The sequence below is a fragment of the Altererythrobacter sp. Root672 genome (assembly GCF_001427865.1).
GTDB lineage: Bacteria > Pseudomonadota > Alphaproteobacteria > Sphingomonadales > Sphingomonadaceae > Croceibacterium_A.
In genome coordinates this window covers 2,074,093-2,092,786 of the sequence record NZ_LMHH01000001.1, presented here as the reverse complement: position 1 = coordinate 2,092,786, position 18,694 = coordinate 2,074,093, and the positions used below count along the sequence as shown (strand labels likewise).

General features: G+C 64.4%; 21 protein-coding genes. 15 read left to right on the top strand and 6 right to left on the bottom strand.

Annotated elements, in window-relative coordinates; genetic code table 11:
• Positions 1-22: 22 nt before the first annotated feature.
• On the top strand, positions 23-148 hold the full coding sequence (locus ASD76_RS18760) for a hypothetical protein (protein WP_268760322.1): 126 nt from the start codon (positions 23-25) through the stop codon (positions 146-148).
• A gap of 71 nt (positions 149-219) precedes the next feature.
• Here ASD76_RS18760 and ASD76_RS10125 read toward each other — a convergent pair whose 3' ends face one another.
• A complete protein-coding gene (locus ASD76_RS10125; RefSeq protein WP_055922020.1) occupies positions 220-549 on the bottom strand; it encodes a hypothetical protein in 330 nt (109 codons plus the stop codon).
• A gap of 1,032 nt (positions 550-1,581) precedes the next feature.
• On the opposite strand from ASD76_RS10125, the gene ASD76_RS18260 reads away from it, so the two are divergent.
• Complete coding sequence (locus ASD76_RS18260) at positions 1,582-1,980, top strand: hypothetical protein (protein ID WP_156457635.1); 399 nt, start codon at positions 1,582-1,584, stop codon at positions 1,978-1,980.
• Between the two features lie 83 nt (positions 1,981-2,063).
• Here the strand turns inward: ASD76_RS18260 and rnhA are convergent, their stop codons facing one another.
• From rnhA to ispH, 3 genes are read right to left on the bottom strand one after another with little or no spacing between them, the layout of a single operon-like run.
• On the bottom strand, positions 2,064-2,501 hold the full coding sequence (gene rnhA / locus ASD76_RS10120; RefSeq protein ID WP_055922017.1) for a ribonuclease HI: 438 nt from the start codon (positions 2,499-2,501) through the stop codon (positions 2,064-2,066).
• 15 nt (positions 2,502-2,516) lie between these two features.
• Positions 2,517-3,500, bottom strand: a complete 984-nt coding sequence (gene thrB / locus ASD76_RS10115) for a homoserine kinase (protein ID WP_055922015.1) — start codon at positions 3,498-3,500, stop codon at positions 2,517-2,519.
• Positions 3,501-3,504: 4 nt separating this feature from the next.
• On the bottom strand, positions 3,505-4,494 hold the full coding sequence (gene ispH, locus ASD76_RS10110; protein WP_055922011.1) for a 4-hydroxy-3-methylbut-2-enyl diphosphate reductase: 990 nt from the start codon (positions 4,492-4,494) through the stop codon (positions 3,505-3,507).
• Between the two features lie 77 nt (positions 4,495-4,571).
• Between ispH and ASD76_RS10105 the strand changes: the two genes are divergently transcribed.
• From ASD76_RS10105 to ASD76_RS10050, 12 genes are all read left to right on the top strand, one after another.
• Complete coding sequence (locus ASD76_RS10105) at positions 4,572-5,222, top strand: hypothetical protein (RefSeq protein ID WP_055922008.1); 651 nt, start codon at positions 4,572-4,574, stop codon at positions 5,220-5,222.
• Between the two features lie 64 nt (positions 5,223-5,286).
• Positions 5,287-7,032, top strand: a complete 1,746-nt coding sequence (gene argS / locus ASD76_RS10100; protein ID WP_055922005.1) for an arginine--tRNA ligase — start codon at positions 5,287-5,289, stop codon at positions 7,030-7,032.
• Positions 7,033-7,034: 2 nt separating this feature from the next.
• Positions 7,035-7,748: an SPOR domain-containing protein gene (locus ASD76_RS10095; RefSeq protein WP_055922000.1), complete on the top strand. Its 714-nt coding sequence runs from the start codon at positions 7,035-7,037 to the stop codon at positions 7,746-7,748.
• 122 nt (positions 7,749-7,870) lie between these two features.
• Entirely contained in the window at positions 7,871-9,565 is a 1,695-nt protein-coding gene (locus ASD76_RS10090; RefSeq protein WP_055921996.1) for an FAD-dependent oxidoreductase, read from the top strand.
• The gene (locus tag ASD76_RS10085) at positions 9,558-10,121 is read left to right on the top strand and encodes an NADPH-dependent FMN reductase (protein WP_055921993.1); all 564 of its coding nucleotides are present in this window, start codon (positions 9,558-9,560) and stop codon (positions 10,119-10,121) included. Before ASD76_RS10090 ends, ASD76_RS10085 begins: the two co-directional genes overlap by 8 nt.
• A 63-nt stretch (positions 10,122-10,184) precedes the next feature.
• On the top strand, positions 10,185-11,204 hold the full coding sequence (gene nagZ / locus ASD76_RS10080; protein ID WP_055921990.1) for a beta-N-acetylhexosaminidase: 1,020 nt from the start codon (positions 10,185-10,187) through the stop codon (positions 11,202-11,204).
• Complete coding sequence (locus tag ASD76_RS10075) at positions 11,201-12,004, top strand: segregation and condensation protein A (protein WP_055921987.1); 804 nt, start codon at positions 11,201-11,203, stop codon at positions 12,002-12,004. The genes nagZ and ASD76_RS10075 overlap by 4 nt, the downstream gene beginning before the upstream one ends.
• Positions 12,004-12,639: an SMC-Scp complex subunit ScpB gene (gene scpB / locus ASD76_RS10070; RefSeq protein WP_200943064.1), complete on the top strand. Its 636-nt coding sequence runs from the start codon at positions 12,004-12,006 to the stop codon at positions 12,637-12,639. Before ASD76_RS10075 ends, scpB begins: the two co-directional genes overlap by 1 nt.
• A gap of 31 nt (positions 12,640-12,670) precedes the next feature.
• Entirely contained in the window at positions 12,671-12,916 is a 246-nt protein-coding gene (gene tatA / locus ASD76_RS10065) for a twin-arginine translocase TatA/TatE family subunit (protein WP_055921981.1), read from the top strand.
• A 34-nt stretch (positions 12,917-12,950) separates the two neighbouring features.
• Positions 12,951-13,322: a Sec-independent protein translocase protein TatB gene (gene tatB / locus ASD76_RS10060; protein ID WP_055921979.1), complete on the top strand. Its 372-nt coding sequence runs from the start codon at positions 12,951-12,953 to the stop codon at positions 13,320-13,322.
• Between the two features lie 11 nt (positions 13,323-13,333).
• A complete protein-coding gene (gene tatC, locus ASD76_RS10055; protein ID WP_055921975.1) occupies positions 13,334-14,212 on the top strand; it encodes a twin-arginine translocase subunit TatC in 879 nt (292 codons plus the stop codon).
• A 75-nt stretch (positions 14,213-14,287) separates the two neighbouring features.
• Entirely contained in the window at positions 14,288-14,599 is a 312-nt protein-coding gene (locus ASD76_RS10050) for a hypothetical protein (protein ID WP_156457634.1), read from the top strand.
• Between the two features lie 114 nt (positions 14,600-14,713).
• Here the strand turns inward: ASD76_RS10050 and ASD76_RS10045 are convergent, their stop codons facing one another.
• Both ASD76_RS10045 and ASD76_RS10040 read right to left on the bottom strand, forming a co-directional pair.
• Positions 14,714-16,402 (bottom strand): amidohydrolase, encoded by a 1,689-nt coding sequence (locus ASD76_RS10045; protein ID WP_156457633.1) that lies wholly within the window; start codon positions 16,400-16,402, stop codon positions 14,714-14,716.
• Entirely contained in the window at positions 16,399-17,292 is an 894-nt protein-coding gene (locus ASD76_RS10040) for an NAD(P)-dependent oxidoreductase (protein ID WP_055921969.1), read from the bottom strand. The genes ASD76_RS10045 and ASD76_RS10040 overlap by 4 nt, the downstream gene beginning before the upstream one ends.
• A 92-nt stretch (positions 17,293-17,384) precedes the next feature.
• Between ASD76_RS10040 and ASD76_RS10035 the strand changes: the two genes are divergently transcribed.
• Positions 17,385-18,620, top strand: a complete 1,236-nt coding sequence (locus ASD76_RS10035; protein ID WP_055921966.1) for a threonine ammonia-lyase — start codon at positions 17,385-17,387, stop codon at positions 18,618-18,620.
• Positions 18,621-18,694 lie beyond the last annotated feature (74 nt).

Genomic DNA, 18,694 nt, shown 5'->3' with positions numbered 1-18,694 from the left:
ACCCTCCCCCAGTTCGCGCAGAATGACGCCGGCCTTCACCGACCGCAAGCAGGTTTCGAAGGTCGGTAGAACGGCCTCGGTGGTCGCGGCGATGGCGGCGCTGGTGCCGGCCAACCCCAAGCTGCTGCACCGCGTGCAGTGCGGGTAGGTGCCACGTTACGCAAGAGACCGCTAACGACCCATTGCGGACGTCCGCGCCACGGCTGAACTCGCCTCTGTTCAGCCGCCCGTGCAGGGGACCGGGACAGCACGGCCGAGGCCCCAGGACACGCGGCCCTGCTCTATGATCAGGGTCTGGCGCCCGTTCGAAAAGGTCGTGCCGGAAGACCCGCTGGCGGGGAGGTCGATCGCGTCGGCACCGTCAACCGACACCGACGCCCGCTCACCCATCAGGCGCACGGCGAGACGGGTGTTCCCGCACTGATAATTGCTGACAGGATAGGGATTGCCGACGCCGATTGATGGGTTGGGAGTCGGTGCAGGGGGCGGGGTCTGGCAGCCTGCGAGAACGAGCGCAATTGATGCGCCAAGAGCGAACCGCAGCACCATGACTTCTCTCCTTATCCCGACCGGGCTTCACCGTATGGTTGGTGCCCGTAGAGGGGTATCAGGGATTACCCTCGTCCCCATGTGGCGACCGTTGCGCGCACGCTCTTACGGGTGCGAATGTCCGCTAACCACCCATCTCGGCCATTCCGATCGGCCAAAGCGCGATCCGGCTCTCGTTCGAAAGCGGACCGTCTGCAAACGACCCATTGCGGACTTTGATGTGAGGGCGATCTTAACTCCCGAGAATTACACAGAAGCCACCTACGGGCGGGGAGTCAGAGCATTCCATCTTGTCAGAAGTTCCGAGTGTTGCGCCATTCGACATGGGTTCTAATACTCCTCAGCCTCTCAGCTGGCTGCGGCGCTGAGCGTCGGACGTTTGTAGACGTTCAGTTAGGTGGGACGTTGTATCGCTTCCCGCGCGACCATCTAAGTGGGTTCATTTTCGAGGGCCGGACACTTAACCGTCTCGAGCAGGGAGTCGTACGCGAGAACCCGCAGAAGGATACTCCTTACATACGCTATGAGTCTGAAGTCGTAGAACGCAATCGCGTATCAGTGCCGACATCGAGGAACTCATACTGGTTGATATATGAAGGATACTACCAGCCATCAGGGCCGTATCATGCAAACCCAGAACTACATAAGCTCTACACGGAGTTCAAAAAACTCAATGAATTAGCCGTAATTCCGTCATCGGCAGGCACCGTTTATTGCAACACACAAAGCTGGCAGAGACGTTATCATTGCGGGATGATTTTCACCCATCGAGATGTGGAGTGGCAGCTCTTTTTCGATTGGAACCGCCGATTTGAGGCTCCGGAAATACGCGAGGATGCCATTCGAGCTTTGGAACGATTTCGCCTCCCAAAAGGGGGATGAGGAAGGCTCGAAACAATCGGAACAAATGTCCGCTTTCCACCCATGTCGGTCATTCCGAGGGGCAAAACTGCAGATCGAGACCCGCTCCGGAGCGGACCGACTGCAAACGACCCATTGCGGACGCTTCCGGTTCTCAGGCATGCTGGTCGGATGATGCGGCTCCTGGCTCTCCTATTCGCGACGACGCTAATGAGCTGCTCCCCAGAAACCGATGGCGGCGCTTGTGGCGAAAGCTTCTGCCTTCCTTCTGATGCACGCCTGCTCAGCAAGCGAACGCCAGTCCATGACTTCAATCTCTACGACGTTGAATGGAACGGCGTGAGGTTTGTGATCTACGAAGGCAATGCGCCAGATGAGGGTGAAGGTGCAGAGTCTATCCTATCGCTACCTTTAGATCCTGAAGCCAAGCTTCGTCGTGATAACGAGCGTGGGAGTGTGGTCGCACGAATGCGGCCCGATTGGCCGAATTATCTTCAGATCAATGGACCGTGTGCTGCGGGAGATCAGTGCGAAGCTGCGGCGCTGGCTAAGGGCATCATAAGGCGCTGAGCCTAGGTCCGCTTTCCACCCATTGCGGACTTCCAGCTCGTCGGCAGCTCATCCAAAGTCCGCCCGCGTTCGCGCCTGGAGGCTTAAGCCCGCGCCGCCTCCGCAGCCTCACACGCCAGACGATCGACGCGCTCGTTCTCGACGTGGCCGTCGTGTCCCTTGACCCACTGCCAGGTGATCCGGTGCGGCGCGGCTGCCGCGATCAACTCGTGCCATAGGTCTTCGTTGCGGACGGGCTTCTTGCTGGCGTTGATCCAGCCCTTTTTCTGCCAGCCGTGAATCCACTTGGTCATGCCATCGATCACGTAGCGGCTGTCCGAATGGAGCGTGACTTCGCAGGGTTCGATAAGCGCCTTGAGGCCGCGGACGACCGCTGTCATCTCCATGCGATTGTTGGTCGTGTGCGCCTCGCCGCCGCTCAGTTCCTTCTCGTGCTGGCCCATGCGTAGCAATACGCCCCAGCCGCCCGGACCCGGATTGCCCTTGCAGGCACCGTCAGTGAAAATGTCGACATGTTTCATGCTTTTGGTCTTCGCTCAGGCGGTGACGCGCGGGAAGGCTCGCTCGCCTTCCGCGGCGTAGAATGACAGCCTGCGGGCGAAATCCATCGGATCCTTGCGCGTCACCAGGGCGTCAGCCGGGGTGTTGAGCCAATCGTAGGCTCGCGTGGCGACGAACCGCAGCGCAGCTCCGCGTGCCAGCAGCGGTAAGGCGTTCCATTCGGCGGCAGAGAGGGTGCGCCGGGCCGCGTATCCCGCGACGAGAGCCTCGGCGATGTCCGGCCTGAAACGGCCGTCCTTCGAGAAGCACCAGGCCGAATGGGTCACTGCCAGGTCGTAAGCAGTGATATCGGTGCAGGCGAAATAGAAGTCGATCAACCCGCAAACCTGCTCGCCCAGCAACAGCACGTTGTCGGGAAAGAGATCGGCGTGGATGACCGAGTGGGGCAGGTCCTTGGGCCAGTTCGCCGAAAGGAAATCCAGCTCGCGCCTGACGAGGTTGGGAAGCTCCGGATCGATCGAGCGCAAACCTTCCTCGCCACAATCGGCGAACAGCTTGTGCCACTGCGGGAGAGACATGCCGTTAGCGCGCTGACCCGAAAAGTCCGCTGAAGCGATGTGAATGCCGGCGAGGGCTTCGCCCACGGCGCGAGCCTGCTCTGCGCTTGGGTCGTCAACCGAGACACCGGGAAGGAACTCGATCAGGGCGACGGCCTTGCCACGGACCAAGCGCGAGGCCGCGCCATCGCGGTCGTGGATCGTGCGCGGGACCGGGCTGCCCTTGGCGGCGAGATGATCGAGCAGGCCGAGGAAGAACGGCAGGTCATCCGCGTCGACGCGGGCTTCGTACATCGTCAGGATGAAGCGTTCGCCCTGGCCGCTATTCCCGGTCGTCTCGATCAGCCAGTTCGAATTGGACACACCCTCGGCGATGCCCTTGGCCGACACGAGTTCGCCGACATCGTATTGCGCGATGAGCGCGGCCAGTTCGGCGGCCGAAAGCGTTGTGTAGACGGCCACGAAGTCAGTCGATCAACTGGCGCGGAAGCTTGAAGACGATCTGTTCCTGCGCGGTGACGACTTCGTTCACCGCCACTTCCCGCAACTCGCCGAGCCGCTCGATCACTTCGAGGACCAGCGGCTCGGGCGCCGAGGCGCCGGCGGTTAAGCCCAGGGTCGATACGCCGTCGAGCCAGGAGGCGTCGATCTCACTGGCGCGCTGGATCAGCCGTGCCTTGGCGCCGCAGCGCTCGGCGACTTCGACCAGCCGCACCGAATTGGAGGAGTTGGGGGAGCCGATCACCAGCACCAGTTCGCACTTGCCGGCGATCTCCTTGACCGCGGCCTGGCGATTGGAAGTGGCGTAGCAGATGTCTTCCGCCTTGGGCCCGACGATATGCGGATACTTGGCCCGCAATGCGGCCACGACTTGGGCGGTGTCGTCGACCGAAAGCGTCGTCTGCGTCAGGAAGGCGAGAGGCGCCTCGGCGGGGAAATCGAGGCTTTCGACTTCCTCGACCGTTTCGATCACGGTCATGGAGCCCTCTGGCACCTGTCCATAAGTACCGACCGCTTCGGGATGGCCGCGATGGCCGATGAAGATGATGTGCCGGTTGGCCTCCAAATGGCGTTCGGCCTGGCGGTGGACCTTGCTCACCAGCGGACAGGTGGCGTCGAGGTAGGTCATCTCGCGGCGTTCGGCTTCGGCCGGGACCGACTTGGGAACGCCATGCGCGCTGAAGACCACCGGAACACCTTCGGGCACCTGGTCGAGCTCTTCGACGAAGACCGCGCCTTTGGCCTTGAGGCTTTCAACCACGAAGCGGTTGTGCACAATCTCGTGCCGAACATAGACCGGGGCACCAAACCGACCGAGCGCGCGCTCGACTATCTCGATCGCACGGTCGACACCGGCGCAGAAGCCGCGCGGGGCGGCGATCAGCACCGTTAGCGGCACTTTGGCCTCAGCGGTTTTAGTCGGCCCGGTGGCCTCATTCTGAAAGGGCGCGTTCATCGGGGCCCCTCTAGCTGTTGTCGCGTCGTGGCGAAAGGGCTAGGGCCTGCGCCGAGATTTTGGGACAAGGATTTGGGATGCGCTTCCGGACAGCTCTGATTACCATGACCGTCGCGTCAGCCGCCCTGGCCGGTTGCGCCAAGACCGGTGATCTCGTGGTACAAGAAGGTGTCGGTATCACCGCGCTCCGGTCCGTGTGTCCGGCGGTTGGCGTCCCTGACTACACCGGCAACATCACGCTATTCTCGCCCGAAACCGCCCGCACGCTCGATGCGCTCGATATGACCGCTTCGATCACCAACGTGCGCAGCCAGTGCGATGACACCGGGGCTGACGTCTACGCCAATGTGACGTTCGACGTGCTGGCCCAACGCCGCGACGTGAGCGGCGCTCGCACGGTGACTCTGCCTTACTTCTCAACGGTCGTGCGCGGTGGTGACTCAGTCGTTGCCAAGCGCGTCGGTTCGGTCACTCTCAACTTCGCCGATGGGCAAGAGCGCGCCCAGGCCACCGCCACTGCCGGTGGTGTGGTCAATCGCGCCGCTGCCACACTGGCGCCTGACGTTCGCGAGCGCATCGTCCGCCGCCGCCGTTCGGGCGAGGAAGAGGCTGCGGTCGACCCGCTGACCGATCCGGCGGTTCGCGCTGCTCTGGCGCAGGCGAGCTTCGAGGTCCTGGTGGGCTTTCAGCTGACCGAAGACCAGCTCGCGTACAACGCCACGCGCTAGTCTGTTCAGGTAAGGTAAGACCGCTCCTTCCCCGCGCGGGCCAAACAGGCTAACGGCGCGGCCCATGGACCAGTCGCATACCCTGTACGCCGCCTTTGCGGCCAAGATCGATGCAGCCCTCGCCGCGCTTGAGAAGGAGGCGGTGCTACCGCCGCACGTCTCGCGCGGATCGGTGAGCGTCGAGCCGCCTCGAGATCCGTCGCACGGCGATCTCGCAACTAACGCCGCCATGGTGCTCGCCAAGGAAGCGAAGACCAACCCGCGCGCCTTGGCAGAGCACATCGTGGCAAAGCTCACTGGCGACCCGCTGGTGACGAGCGCCGAGATCGCCGGACCGGGCTTCATCAACTTGCGCCTGGCTCCCGCCAACTGGGTGAGCGAAATTCACGCTATCGCCGAGTTGGGTGCCGACTACGGACGCTCGACCATGGGCGCCGGACGTACGGTCAATGTCGAGTACGTCTCGGCCAATCCCACCGGTCCAATGCACATGGGCCACTGTCGTGGCGCGGTTGTGGGCGATGCCTTGGCGGCACTGCTCCAGTTCGCCGGGCACAGGGTCGTGCGCGAATACTACGTCAACGACGCGGGTGCGCAGGTCCAGACCCTGGCTCGTTCGGCGCACCTGCGTTACCGCGAGGCGCTGGGCGAGGACATCGGCGAGATTCCCGCCGGCTACTATCCCGGCGACTACCTCAAGCCGATCGGCGAACGGCTCGCCCAGGAGTTCGGCCCAGCCTACGTTGCCGCGCCGGAAAGCGAATGGCTGGACATGTTCCGCGAGCGCGCCGTTGCCGCGATGATGGAGATGATCCGCGCGGATCTGGCGCTGCTTGGCATCCATCACGACGTGTTCTCGTCGGAGGCCGAGCTCCAGGCGGCCAAGAAGCCTGAACAGGCCGAGGCTTGGCTGCGCGAGCACGACCTGGTGTTCGATGGCCAGCTCGAAGCTCCCAAGGGCAAGACGCTCGAGGATTGGGAGCCGGTCGAACTGCCGCTGTTCCGCTCGACCCGCTTCGGCGACGACCAGGATCGCCCGATCCGGAAGAGCGACGGCAACTGGACCTATTTCGGTGCCGACCTCGCCTACCACATGCAGAAGGCCCAGGGTGCCGACGAACTGATCGACATCTGGGGCGCCGACCACTCTGGCACCGTCAAGCGCATCAAGGCGGCGGTCGCGGCTTTGTCCGAGGGAGAGGGCAAGCCGATCCCGTTCGACGTGAAGCTGGTGCAGATGGTCCAGCTGCTGCGCGGCGGCGAGCCGGTGAAGATGTCGAAGCGTTCGGGCACTTTCATCACCATCGCCGACATGGTCGAGGAAGTGGGCAAGGACGTGGTCCGCTTCACCATGCTGACGCGCAAGCCAGAAGCGCAAATGGACTTCGACTTCGCCAAGGTGGTCGAGGCGAGCAAGGACAACCCGGTCTTCTACGTGCAGTACGCGCACGCCCGCATTCACTCGACCTTGCGCAAGGCCGGGGCCGAAGGGATCGTGCCCTCTGCCGACGCTCTGGCCAGGCTGGGCGAAGACGACCTGGCGCTGGTCAAGTTCGCCTCGCAGTTCCCGCGTGAGGTCGAAGCTGCTGCCAAGGCCCGCGAGCCGCACCGGATCGCTTTCTACCTCTACGACCTCGCGGCGGAGTTCCATGCCTTCTGGAACCTGGGCAATGACGACCCGGCAAAACGTATCATCGTGGCGCAGGACCGCGAGCTGACGGCAGCAAGGCTTTTCCTCGCCGCACAAATCGGGCAGGTTGTCCGCAACGGCCTGGCTCTTCTCGGAGTGCAAGCTGTCGAGGAGTTGTGATCATGCCCATGGCGGGATTGGGGCGCGGGGAAGAGTTCGGAAACCAGGCTGACTCGACTGAGGACGTTGAGGCGGAGCTTGCGCTAGCCGACAGCGACGAGCGGTTGCCCTGGCTCGAATCAGATGACGACATTGAGCCGGCCGGCGTCGACACGGGTCGCATCGTGGTGTTCGCCGCGGTCGGACTGCTTGTCATCGTGCTGCTGCTTGGCGTCCTGTGGTGGGCCCTGCGCGACGATTCAGGTCAGGAACTGGTGGCCGACGGCAGCGTGATCGAAGCGCCGGATGCGCCCTACAAGACCCGGCCCGACAATCCCGGCGGACTGCAAGTCGAAGGGACTGGCGACACCAGCTTCGAAGTTGCTGAAGGCAAAGAGATCGACGGCCGGATTGCCGGCAGCGGCGAAGTCGTGGCTCCCAGCATCGATCGTGATCAGCAGGCAGGCGCCGAGGGCGAGGAAGCCTCTGCGCCCGCCGCCCGGGGCGTTGGCATTCAGGTTGGCGCCTATTCGACGAAGGAGCAGGCCGAAGCGGGTTGGAACACTCTCTCCGGTCGCTTTGACACGCTCCAGGGCCGCAACCACCGGGTCGTCCAGGGCATTGCCGATAGCGGCACGATCTTCCGCCTGCAGGCACTCGCCGGCAGTGTCGAAGAAGCCGACACGCTGTGCCGGGCGCTCAAGGCCCAGGGCGGGGACTGCCAGGTCAAGCGCTGAGGTCACCACCGAACCCTCTCCCAATGGGAGAGGGCGTTCGGACGATTAATCTGGCGCACTTTCAATCGGTGGTCGCCTGCGTATGATGCTCCGCTTCCGGGGTGGTCGAGGAGCGTTCGAGCATGGGTGACTCGCAGGTACTGGACCACGGCCAACTGACTTCCCCGACCAGGGACAGTCGGGGTGACCAGATGTTTCCCACTCTCGAACCGCAGGAAGTCGAGCGGCTCGGACGGTTCGGCGAACTGCACAGCTATCAGTCCGGTGAGTTTCTCGCTCAGGTAGGCGACCCGGGCATCGGTCTTCGAGTGGTCCTCAGTGGCGCTGTAGAGGTCAGCCAGCGGCAACACGGCGGCCCCAACCTACCCATCGTCGTGCATGCAAAAGGCGGCTTCCTTGGCGAGCTGGCTCAACTCTCCGGCAGGCCCTCATTGGTCGATGCCGTCGCGCTGAGCGACGTCGAGGTCCTGCTGATCTCGCCGCAATCCTTGCGCGCCATGCTCATCGCCGAGGCCGATCTGGGGCAAGAGATCATGCGGGCCCTGATCTTGCGCCGCGTGGGCCTGATCGAGTCAGGCGGCGGCGGACCCGTCATCATCGGCCCCGCACAGGACGCCGACGTGTTGCGACTTCAAGGGTTCCTGTCACGCAACGGGCACCCGATGACTTATCTCGATTCAGACACCGACACTTGCGCGCGGACCTTGATCGGGCAGTTCGAAGTCACGCCTGAAGAACTTCCGATCGTGCTCTGTCCGAGTGGCTCCCTGCTGCGCAACCCGACCGAAAGTGCGCTCGCTCGGTGCCTGGGGCTGGTTGGCGTCATCGATCCGGAACGGGTCTATGACGTTGCCATTGTCGGCGCCGGCCCCGCGGGGTTGGCCGCGGCGGTCTATGCGGCTTCCGAAGGCCTCGAAGTGCTCGCGCTCGATTGCCGCGCATTCGGCGGCCAAGCCGGAGCCTCGGCGCGGATCGAGAATTTCCTCGGCTTCCCGACGGGCATTTCGGGCATGGCGCTGATGGCTCGGGCCTACAACCAAGCGCAGAAGTTCGGTGTCGAAATGGCCATACCGGATGAGGCCTTGCGACTTGAGTGCCCAGTGGAGGGTGACGGCGGTTGGCACACGCTAACCCTCGCCAATGACGAACGGACCCGCGCCCGGGCGGTGGTGATCGCCACGGGTGCGAAATACCGAAGGCTCCCGGTCGAGGGCCTCGAGCGGTTCGAGGGCGTATCAGTCCATTATTGGGCCTCGCCGCTGGAGGCGCGCCTGTGCGCGCGGCAACCCGTCGCGCTGGTCGGCGGCGGCAATTCGGCGGGGCAGGCGGCAGTATTCCTCTCGGGCTACGCCAGCCATGTCACGATCATTGCCCGCCGTCCTCTGGCCGATACCATGTCGCGCTACCTGATCGATCGCATCGCCGCGCAGCCGAATATCGAGGTGCTCGAAGGCGCCGAAGTCACCGCGCTGAACGGCGAGGGCAGGGCGCTTCACGCGATCGAGTGGAAGCGGCGCGGAGACGAGGCGAGCACGCCGCTGGGCGTTCGCGAGCTTTTCCTGTTCATCGGGGCCGAACCCAATACCGATTGGCTTTCCGGAACGGGCGTGGCCCTCGATCCGCGGGGTTTTGTCGTGACCGGGCTCGAGGCCGCGCCTTCGCGCCTGCCGCTCGAATGCAGTCGTCACGGTATCTTTGCCGTGGGGGACGTGCGTTCCGGGTCGGTCAAGCGCGTAGCGGCGGCAGCAGGAGACGGCGCGCAAGTCGTTTCCAACATTCACACTTTCCTCTCACAAATTGGAACCGCGCATGGGTGATGAAGTTCGCGTTCTGGCATTTGCAGGCAGTTTGCGGGCAGGGTCGTACAACCGTGCCTTGTTGCGCGCGGCGCAGGAACTCACGCCGGAAGGAATGCGGATCGAGATCTTCGATATCGGCGAAGTGCCGCTCTACAATAGCGACGTCGAGGCGGCGGGTGATCCACCGGCTGTGGCGGCTTTCAAGCAGGCGATTGCAGCGGCCGATGGCTTGCTGATTGCGACGCCCGAGTACAACCATGGCGTTCCCGGGGTCATGAAGAACGCCATCGACTGGGCCTCGCGTCCACCGCAGGGCGCGCCACTTGGCCGCAAGCCCGTCGGCATCATCGGCGCCTCGCCAGGGCAGACCGGCTCGGCCAGAGGACAGAGCCAGCTGAGGCAGGCGTTCGAGTTCACCAACTCCTATTGCATGCCCCAGCCGGAGATCCTGGTCTTCCGTGCGCACGAGAAGTTCGATGCCGATGGCAACCTGACCGACGCAGCTACACGGGAGTATCTCGCCGGCTATCTCGCGGCCTTGCGGGACTGGATCAGCGTCTTCACTTCACGTTGACTGTCCACATCGACGGATTGAAGTAACCTTGCCCGTGCAGCGCTTTCCTGCGACTTTCGCCCCATGACGCCCGCCATCTTCGGCTTGTCAGGTACCACGCTTACCGACGACGAACGCGCCTTCTTCCGCGAGGCGGATCCTGTTGGCTACATCCTGTTCGGCCGCAATGTCGCCGACCGGGGGCAGTTGCGTGCCCTGACTGACGATCTCCGGGCCCTTCACGGCCGCGACAGGCTGCTCATCTCGATCGATCAGGAAGGTGGCCGGGTGGCGCGCATGAAGCCTCCGGAGTGGGAAGCATTCCCGCCGGGAGAGGCTTTTGCACGCCTGTGGCAAGTCGCTCCTGCCAGCGCCATCGAAGCGGCGCGGGCCAATGCCGAGGCACTGGCATTGGACCTGGCCGAAGTAGGCGTGACGGTCGACTACCTACCGTTGCTCGACGTCCGTCAGCCTGGCGCGCACGACGTGATCGGCGATCGGGCATTGGGCAATGAACCGATGCAGGTCGCTGCGCTTGGCCGGGCCACGCTCGACGGGCTCGCGCGAGGCGGCGTGACAGGTTGCGTGAAGCACATGCCCGGTCACGGTCGTGCAGGGGCAGACAGCCACAAGGAACTGCCCACAGTCGACGCCAGCGACGCAGAGCTGGAGACGGACATCGAACCGTTCCGCACGCTCGCCAGTGCCCCCATCGGCATGACCGCGCATGTCCGCTACCTGGCCTGGGACGCTGCCAATCCCGGCACGACCTCTCCGTTCGTGATCAATGAGATCATCAGGAAGCGGATCGGCTTCACCGGACTGCTGCTGACCGACGACATCGACATGGAAGCGCTTGACGGCACTGTGCCCGAGCGGGCCGAACGGGCCATCGCCGCCGGGTGCGACGTGGTGCTGAACTGCTGGGCGAAGATGGACGACATGACCGGCATCGTCGAGCGTCTTCCGGCGCTTTCGAGTGAAGCAACCGATCGTCTTTCAGCGGCGCTGAGCAGTGCGCAGAGTTCGAGAAGCGGCCCCGATCGCGGGCACCTTATCGCCAAGCGCGACAGCCTGCTCGACCTAACGAGAAACCTGGCATGACCGAAGACGGCCTCCTTTTCGACGCGCCGCCTGATGCGGCAGACGATTGGGAAGCACCGGGTGGCGCGCCGAGTGGAGAGGAGGCGCTGTACCTCGAGCTCGACGGCTGGGCCGGCCCGCTCGACCTGCTGCTCGACCTGGCGCGGCGACAGAAGGTCGATCTCAAGGCGATTTCGATCCTGGCGCTGGTCGATCAGTATCTCGTCTATATCGGCCGGGCCGAGGCGCTGAAGCTTGAGATTGCCGCCGACTACCTCGTGATGGCGGCCTGGCTTGCGTACCTCAAGTCGGCGCTGTTGCTGCCGAAGGAAGAGCAGGAGGACCCAAGCCCCGAGGAACTGGCGCTCAAACTGCAGCTGCGCCTTCAGCGCCTCGGAGCCATGCGCGAGGCTGCGGCGCGGTTGCTGGCGCGCGATCGGATCGGGCGCGACGTGTTCCTACGCGGCGCACCCGAGGGGCTGCGGGTCGACCGCAAGAACGCCTGGCAGTGCGACTGGTACCAGCTCGTCTCCGCCTATGCCCAGGTCAAGGCGCGGACCGAGCCAGTGGTGCACATGGTGCGCGAGCGCCCAGTGATGACGCTCGATTCCGCGCTAAGCCGCGTCTCGGCCATGCTGGGCGTGAAGCTCGACTGGATGGAGTTGCGGGACTTCCTGCCGGCCCATGCCGATCCGCGGCTTAAGCGCTCGGCATTGGCTTCCAGCTTCGTCGCCGCGCTCGAACTGGCGCGGCTGGGGAAGGCAGAGATCCGGCAGGAGGACACTTTCGGTCCGCTCCACTTGCGGCGGGTGGCGGTCTGATGGAACCGGCTGACGAGCTTCTCCGCGCAGTCGAGGCGACGCTGTTCGCGGCTGAGGAGCCGATGTCGGTGGAGGCACTATCGGCCCATCTCGGCGGCGCCGACGTGCGCGCCGCGCTGGACGAGTTGCAAAACCACTATCGCACGCGCGGCATCCAACTGGTCGAACGCGGCAAGCGCTGGCACTTCCAGACCGCGCCGGACCTCGCCCATCTACTGCGGCGCGAGCGCGAGCAAGTCCGCAAGCTCAGCCGCGCGGCGACTGAAGTGCTCGCGATCGTCGCCTATCATGAACCGGTCAGCCGCGCGGAGATCGAATCGATCCGCGGGGTCCAGACCAGCGCCGGTACGCTGGATGTGCTGATGGAAGCGGGCTGGGTGCGTGTGGCCGGTCGGCGCGAGGTGCCCGGGCGGCCGGTGATCTACGCGACGACCCCGGAATTCCTCAGCCACTTCGGCCTCAAGAGCCGCCGCGATCTGCCCGGAATCGATGAACTCAAGGCGGCGGGGCTGCTCGATCCGATCGACGAAGCCTACGACGAAATGACTGAAAAAGCTCGTGGCGAGGCGGAAGCCAGCGGCGACGAACAGCCCGAAGACGCGGCCGCGCTGGAAAACCCTCAGGAAAGCGCCTAGACTCGCAGCTGAAGCCGCTCGGAGAATTCCAGTGAGTATCGGTCTGTTTCAGATCCTGATAATCGCGCTTGTCATACTCGTGTTGTTTGGTCGTGGCAGGATCAGCGAGATGATGGGTGACTTCGGCAAGGGCGTGAAGAGCTTCCGCCAGGGAGTAAGCGAAGATGACGCGACCCCTGCGGCGGCCTCTGAACTGGCCGCCGAAGGACCGAACGAAGAAGGGCTTACTGCCGAAGCCGCCGCCGAACCCCAGCCTGCGGACAAGACCGCGGGCTGATACCAACGCACTTTTTTAAGATTACACACAGCCCATGTTTGATATCGGTCCAGACGAATTACTGCTGATCGTCGTTGTTGCGGTGATCGTCATCGGCCCCAAGGATCTTCCTTTGGCGCTGCGCACTGCTGGCCGCTGGATGGGCAAGATGCGCAAGGTCTCCGGCCATTTCCGCACCGGCCTCGAAGCCATGATCCGCGAGGCGGAGATGCAGGAAATGGAAGAGAAGTGGCGAGAGCAGAACGCCAAGATCATGCGTGAGCATCCGGCCGACGCTCCGCCTGAAGCGGAGCCGACCGGTGCTTATCCCTCTCCGCAGGTCCAGGTGGCATCGGCCGAGGCACGCGTGGCGGAAGCCACGCCTGAAAAGCCCGCCGAAGCTCCTGCCCCGCCGCCTTTAGCCTAGGTTCCCGTACAATGCTCAAGGTCAAGGACATAGACGAAAGCCAGGCCCCGCTGCTTGATCACCTGATCGAGCTGCGTAACCGGCTGGTCCGCTGCGTGCTCGCGCTGGCGGTCGGGTTCGGTGTGAGCCTTTATTTCGCCAAGGAAATCTTCGGGATTCTCGTCCGGCCGCTGTCGCAGGCTTTCCCACCGGGCGAGGGCAAGCTGATCTACACCAAGCTCTACGAAGCGTTCTTCGTCGATATCAAGGTGGCGCTATTTTCCGGGTTCTTCCTCAGCTTCCCGATCATCGCCAACCAGCTCTGGCAGTTCGTGGCGCCCGGCCTCTATGCGCGCGAGAAGAAAGCCTTCCTGCCGTTCCTGATCGCGACACCGGTGTTGTTCGCGATGGGGGCTTCGCTGGCCTACTTCGTGGTCATGCCGACGGCCTTCACCTGGTTCCTCGGTTTCCAGGGCGAGACCGCCAACGGCATGCCGATCGAAGCCTTGCCGGCGATGGGCGATTTCCTCAGTCTGGTGATGCACTTCATCCTGGCGTTCGGGATCAGCTTCCTGCTGCCGGTGCTCTTGCTCCTGCTCAACCGGGCGGGGTTGGTTACGAAGGAACAGCTGACCAAGGGCCGGCGCTACGTGATCGTCGGCATCTTCGTCGTCGCCGCCGTGGCGACACCGCCGGACGTGGTTTCGCAGCTGATCCTGGCGATCCCGTTGATGCTGTTGTTCGAAGGCTCGCTGCTGCTGATGAAGTCCGAGGCCAAGATTGCCGAGGAAAAGGCCAAGGCTGAAGCTGAAGAGGCCGCTCAGGAGGCGGCGGAAGAAGCGAAGCGGGCGGCTGCGGCTGAAGAGGCGGCCCGCGTTGCGGCTGAGACGCCGCCAGCTCCTGCCGAGTAGCCGCTTGAATAGCGACACCTGCAACAACACATTTTCAGATGTATAAGCACGTGCGGTTGGGCGGGGGTGTCTAGCATGTCGGACAAAATCGTAGCGCTGGTTGCAATGCTGGCCCTGTTTGCCGCGTTCCTAGCCGCGCCGCCCCTCATTGCGTTGGTACGGAAGCATCCGGAACGGAAGCTCATCTACAAGCTCACACCGCTGACGATTTTCTCGTTCATTCTTTGGGTGGCGTTGATCGTGTGGGCGGCTTCGGACAAGCGGGACGACGCAGTTATTTCGCGATACGTTGCAAGGCTTCGCGGAAGCGGACGTTTGTCGTGGGTTGTCGGTGCTATCGTTCTCGTTGGCGTTGCCGGGAGCGTAGTTACGTTCTCCCTTCGCTAAGGCCGCCCAATTCTCCGTTCGTCCTGAGCCTGTCGAAGGACGCGAGCGCTAGGTGTGGTGGTTCGACAAGCTCACCACGAACGGGACGTGGGTCCATGACTGGCCCGCGCGTCCCTAACGCCCCGGCGCGTCAGCCTCCCGGCGTTCCTCCGGGCTCGCATCGTAGACCTTCTCCCCGCCGATCCAGGTCTCGAGCACGCGGATAGTCCTGAGGTCGCTTGGATCTGCCGTCAGCGGATCGGTGTCGAGCACCAGGAAATCGGCGCGCTCCCCTGCCGCCAGCCTGCCGAAACGGCCCTCGGCAAATCCAGCGTAGGCGGCGCCCGAGGTATAGGCGGCCAGCGCTTCCTCGCGTGTCACGCGCTGTTCGGCGTGCCATCCACCTAGGGGCTGGCCCTGCGCGTCCTCGCGGGTGATCGCAGCCGCGATGCCGGTAAAGGGATCGGGCACTTCGACCGGCGCGTCCGAGCCAAAAGCAAGCGGCGCGCCGGCGTCATGGATCGAGCGCCACGCATAGGCGCCGGCTAACCGATCCGGCCCGAGCCGCGCCTCGGCCATGAGCCGATCGGAGGTCTGGTGGACCGGCTGCATCGAGGCGATCACGCCGTGCTGGCCGAAACGCGGGATATCCACCGGATCGACGATCTGCGCGTGTTCGATGCGCCAGCGCCTGTCGCCGGTGTAGTCGTCGGCAAGTTCCTCGATCGCATCCAACGCCTCGGCATTGGCGGCGTCGCCGATGGCGTGGATCGCCACCTGGTAGCCCTCCATCGCCGCGCGGCTCATGTTGTTGCGCAGCTGGGTGCCGTTGATGACCGGCAGGCCCTTGTTGCCCGGATCGTCGGCATAAGGGGCCTTGAGCATGGCCCCGCGCGAGCCGAGTGCGCCGTCGAGGTAGAGCTTGAGGCCGTTGAGCCGCAGCCGGTCGTCATAGAGCCACTGGGTCGGCCCCGAGCCGCCGATCAGCACCATGTCCGGCACGCTGCCGGCGTAGGCCATGATGCGAACCCGCAGCCGCCCCTCGTCGCCGGCGCGGCGGAAGGTCATCCAATCTTCGATGCTCGTGCCCATGTCGGCCACCGCGGTGACGCCGTGCTGGACGAGCAGTTCCTGGGCCTTGTGCAAGGCCACGTCGCGGTCGGTGGCGCGGGGTGGGGGGACGTTCTTGCCGACAAGCTCCATCGCGGTATCGACGAACACGCCCGCAGGCTGCTTGCCACCGGGCAGGCGCTCAACCCTTCCGCTGGTTGGGTCGGCTGTGCTGGCGGTCACTCCAGACACGCTGATGGCGACACTGTTGGCCCAGCCAGCATGGCCGTCCACACGCTCGAGCCAGACGGGCCGGTCGGGCACGGCGGCGTCGAGTTCCGCAGCGGTCGGGAAGCGGCCTAGGCCCCATTGCTCCTGGTTCCAGCCGCGTCCAACGATCCACGGACGCTCCGGGTTCGCGGCGGCATAGGCGGCGATCTTGGCCTGCGCTTCGGCCAGCGAGCGGGTGTCGGAGAGATCGACCGTCAACTGAGCGAGGCCGAGGGCCATGATGTGCAGATGGGCGTCGATCATGCCCGGAATGACCGTCTTGCCCCGGCCGTTCTCGCGATAGTCGATCCCCTGGGGCGGGCGCTCGCCCTGGCCGATCACCTGGGCGATGCGGCCACGGTCGTCGATCACCATGGCCGAGAAGTGGGTGACCTTGCCGTCGCGGTCGACCGAGATGCCGTTGATGTTGTCGATCAGCGTATCGGCAAGCGCAGCAGCGGGAAGCGCCGCCAGGGCGACGGCGGCAAGCAGGCGAGCGATCATGCGGTGGCCTTGGGCAAATGACGCACTAGCGCGCTCGTATCCTGTCTGGCGCCGCCCATCGCCTGGACCTGCGCGTAGAAGCTGTCGACCTGCGAGGTCAGCGGCAAGTCGAGGCCGTGCGCTTTCGCTTCGGCCAAGGCGATCGCGAGATCCTTGCGCATCCAGTCGATCGCGAAGCCGAAGTCGAACTCGTCGTCCGCCATGGTCTTCCAGCGGTTCACCATCTGCCAGCTTTGCGCCGCGCCGCCGGAGATGGCTTCAAGCACCTTATCCAGGTCGAGATCGGCCGCCTGGGCAAAGCGCAGTCCTTCGGAGAGCCCGCCGAGGACACCGGCAATGCAGATCTGGTTGACCGCCTTGGTCGCCTGGCCGGCCCCAGCTTCGCCGACGTGCACGATCCGCGCCGCGTAGCTTTCGATCACAGGGCGCGCCGCCTCCATCGCCTCGGCCGAACCGCCGCACATGATCGCCAGCTTGCCGTTCTCCGCCCCGGCCTGTCCGCCCGATACCGGCGCGTCGAGCGCGAGCAGACCGCGTTCGACGGCGGCGGTGGCAATAGAGCGCGCCGTCGCTGGCGAGACGGTGGTGTGGTCGACGAACAAGGTGCCGGGCGTCATCGCGACCAGCACGCCTCGTTCGCCGAGCACGACCTCCGTCAGGTCGTTGTCGTTGCCGACGCAGGTCAGCACCACGTCCTGTCCCGTCGCAGCTTCGGCCGGGGTCGGCGCGAGGTGGACATCGAGCCCCTCGTGCCGCTCCACCCAGGCCTCGGCCCGCGCGCCAGTGCGGTTGTACACCGTCACCCGATGGCCTGCCCGTGCGAGGTGTCCAGCCATCGGCGCGCCCATGACGCCCAGGCCGAGAAAGGCGATGCGCTTGCTTGTAGTCATGGCCGCTCAAGTGCCGACTTCGCCGACGCAAAGCAATCTTTGCTGCGGGTGGCGTTCCCAAGGCGCAGAAATTCGGTTAGTGCCCGCCGCCTATGACCGGGACGGAAACGCTCGAGGCGAACCTCGATATCGCCGATGTACGCGCCGCAGCAGAGCGGATCGTTGGAGCAGTCGTGCGCACGCCGACCATGCACAGCAAGACGCTGTCCAAGATTACCGGCGCCGAGATCTGGCTGAAGTTCGAGAACCAGCAGTTCACCGCGGCTTATAAGGAACGCGGCGCGCTCAATGCGCTGCTGCTGATGGATCCGGAACAGCGCGCGCGGGGCGTGATTGCGGCTTCGGCCGGCAATCACTCGCAGGGCCTGTCCTACCACGGCTCGCGCCTCGGCGTGCCGGTGACGATCGTCATGCCGCGCACCACGCCGACCGTCAAAGTCATGCAGACCGAGAGCGTTGGCGGCAACGTCGTGCTCGAAGGTGAGACGTTCGACGAAGCCAACGCCTACGCGCGGAGCATGGAAAAGCAGCTCGGCCTGACCTTCGTCCATCCGTTCGACGAACCGAACGTGGCGGCCGGGCAGGGCACAGTGGCTCTCGAATTGCTCGAAGACGCTCCCGAGATCGAGACGCTCGTCGTGCCGATTGGCGGGGGCGGGCTGATCTCCGGCATGGGCACTGTCGCCAAGGCGCAGGGCCGACCGATCGAAGTCATCGGCGTCCAGGCCGAACTCTATCCCTCGGCCTACAGCCGCTTCAAAGGCGAAGAGCTCGAATGCGGTGGTGACACGCTGGCCGAAGGCATCGCGGTCAAGGAACCGGGCGTCTTCACCTCGCGGATCATCGAGAAGGTCGTGGACGACATCGTCCTCGTCAAAGAGTCCAACCTGGAGCAAGCCGTCGCCCTGCTGCTGCAAATAGAAAAGACCGTCGTCGAAGGCGCCGGTGCCGCTGGCCTTGCCGCGGTGCTCGCCCATCGGGAACGGTTCGCCGGCAAGAAGGTCGGCCTGGTGCTGTGCGGTGGCAACATCGACACGCGCCTGCTCGCGAACGTCTTGCTGCGTGACCTGGCCCGCTCAGGTCGCCTCGCGCGGCTGAGGATCTCGCTGCAGGATCGCCCTGGTGCGCTGCTTAAGGTGATGCAGGAATTCGACGCGCATCACGTTAACATTCTCGAGATTTACCACCAGCGGATCTTTACCAATCTGCCGGCCAAGGGCCTCGTCACCGACATCGAATGCGAGGCTCGCGATCGCGAACAGCTCGACAAGCTGGTCGGCGCTTTACGGGCGCGCGGCTATTCCGTTAGTCACGTCGAACTGAACTGACCCATATCGGGGCGGGCAGCCCCTCAAAGCGGGGGGCTGGACACATTTGTCCTGCATTCCACCGAATTTTGTGG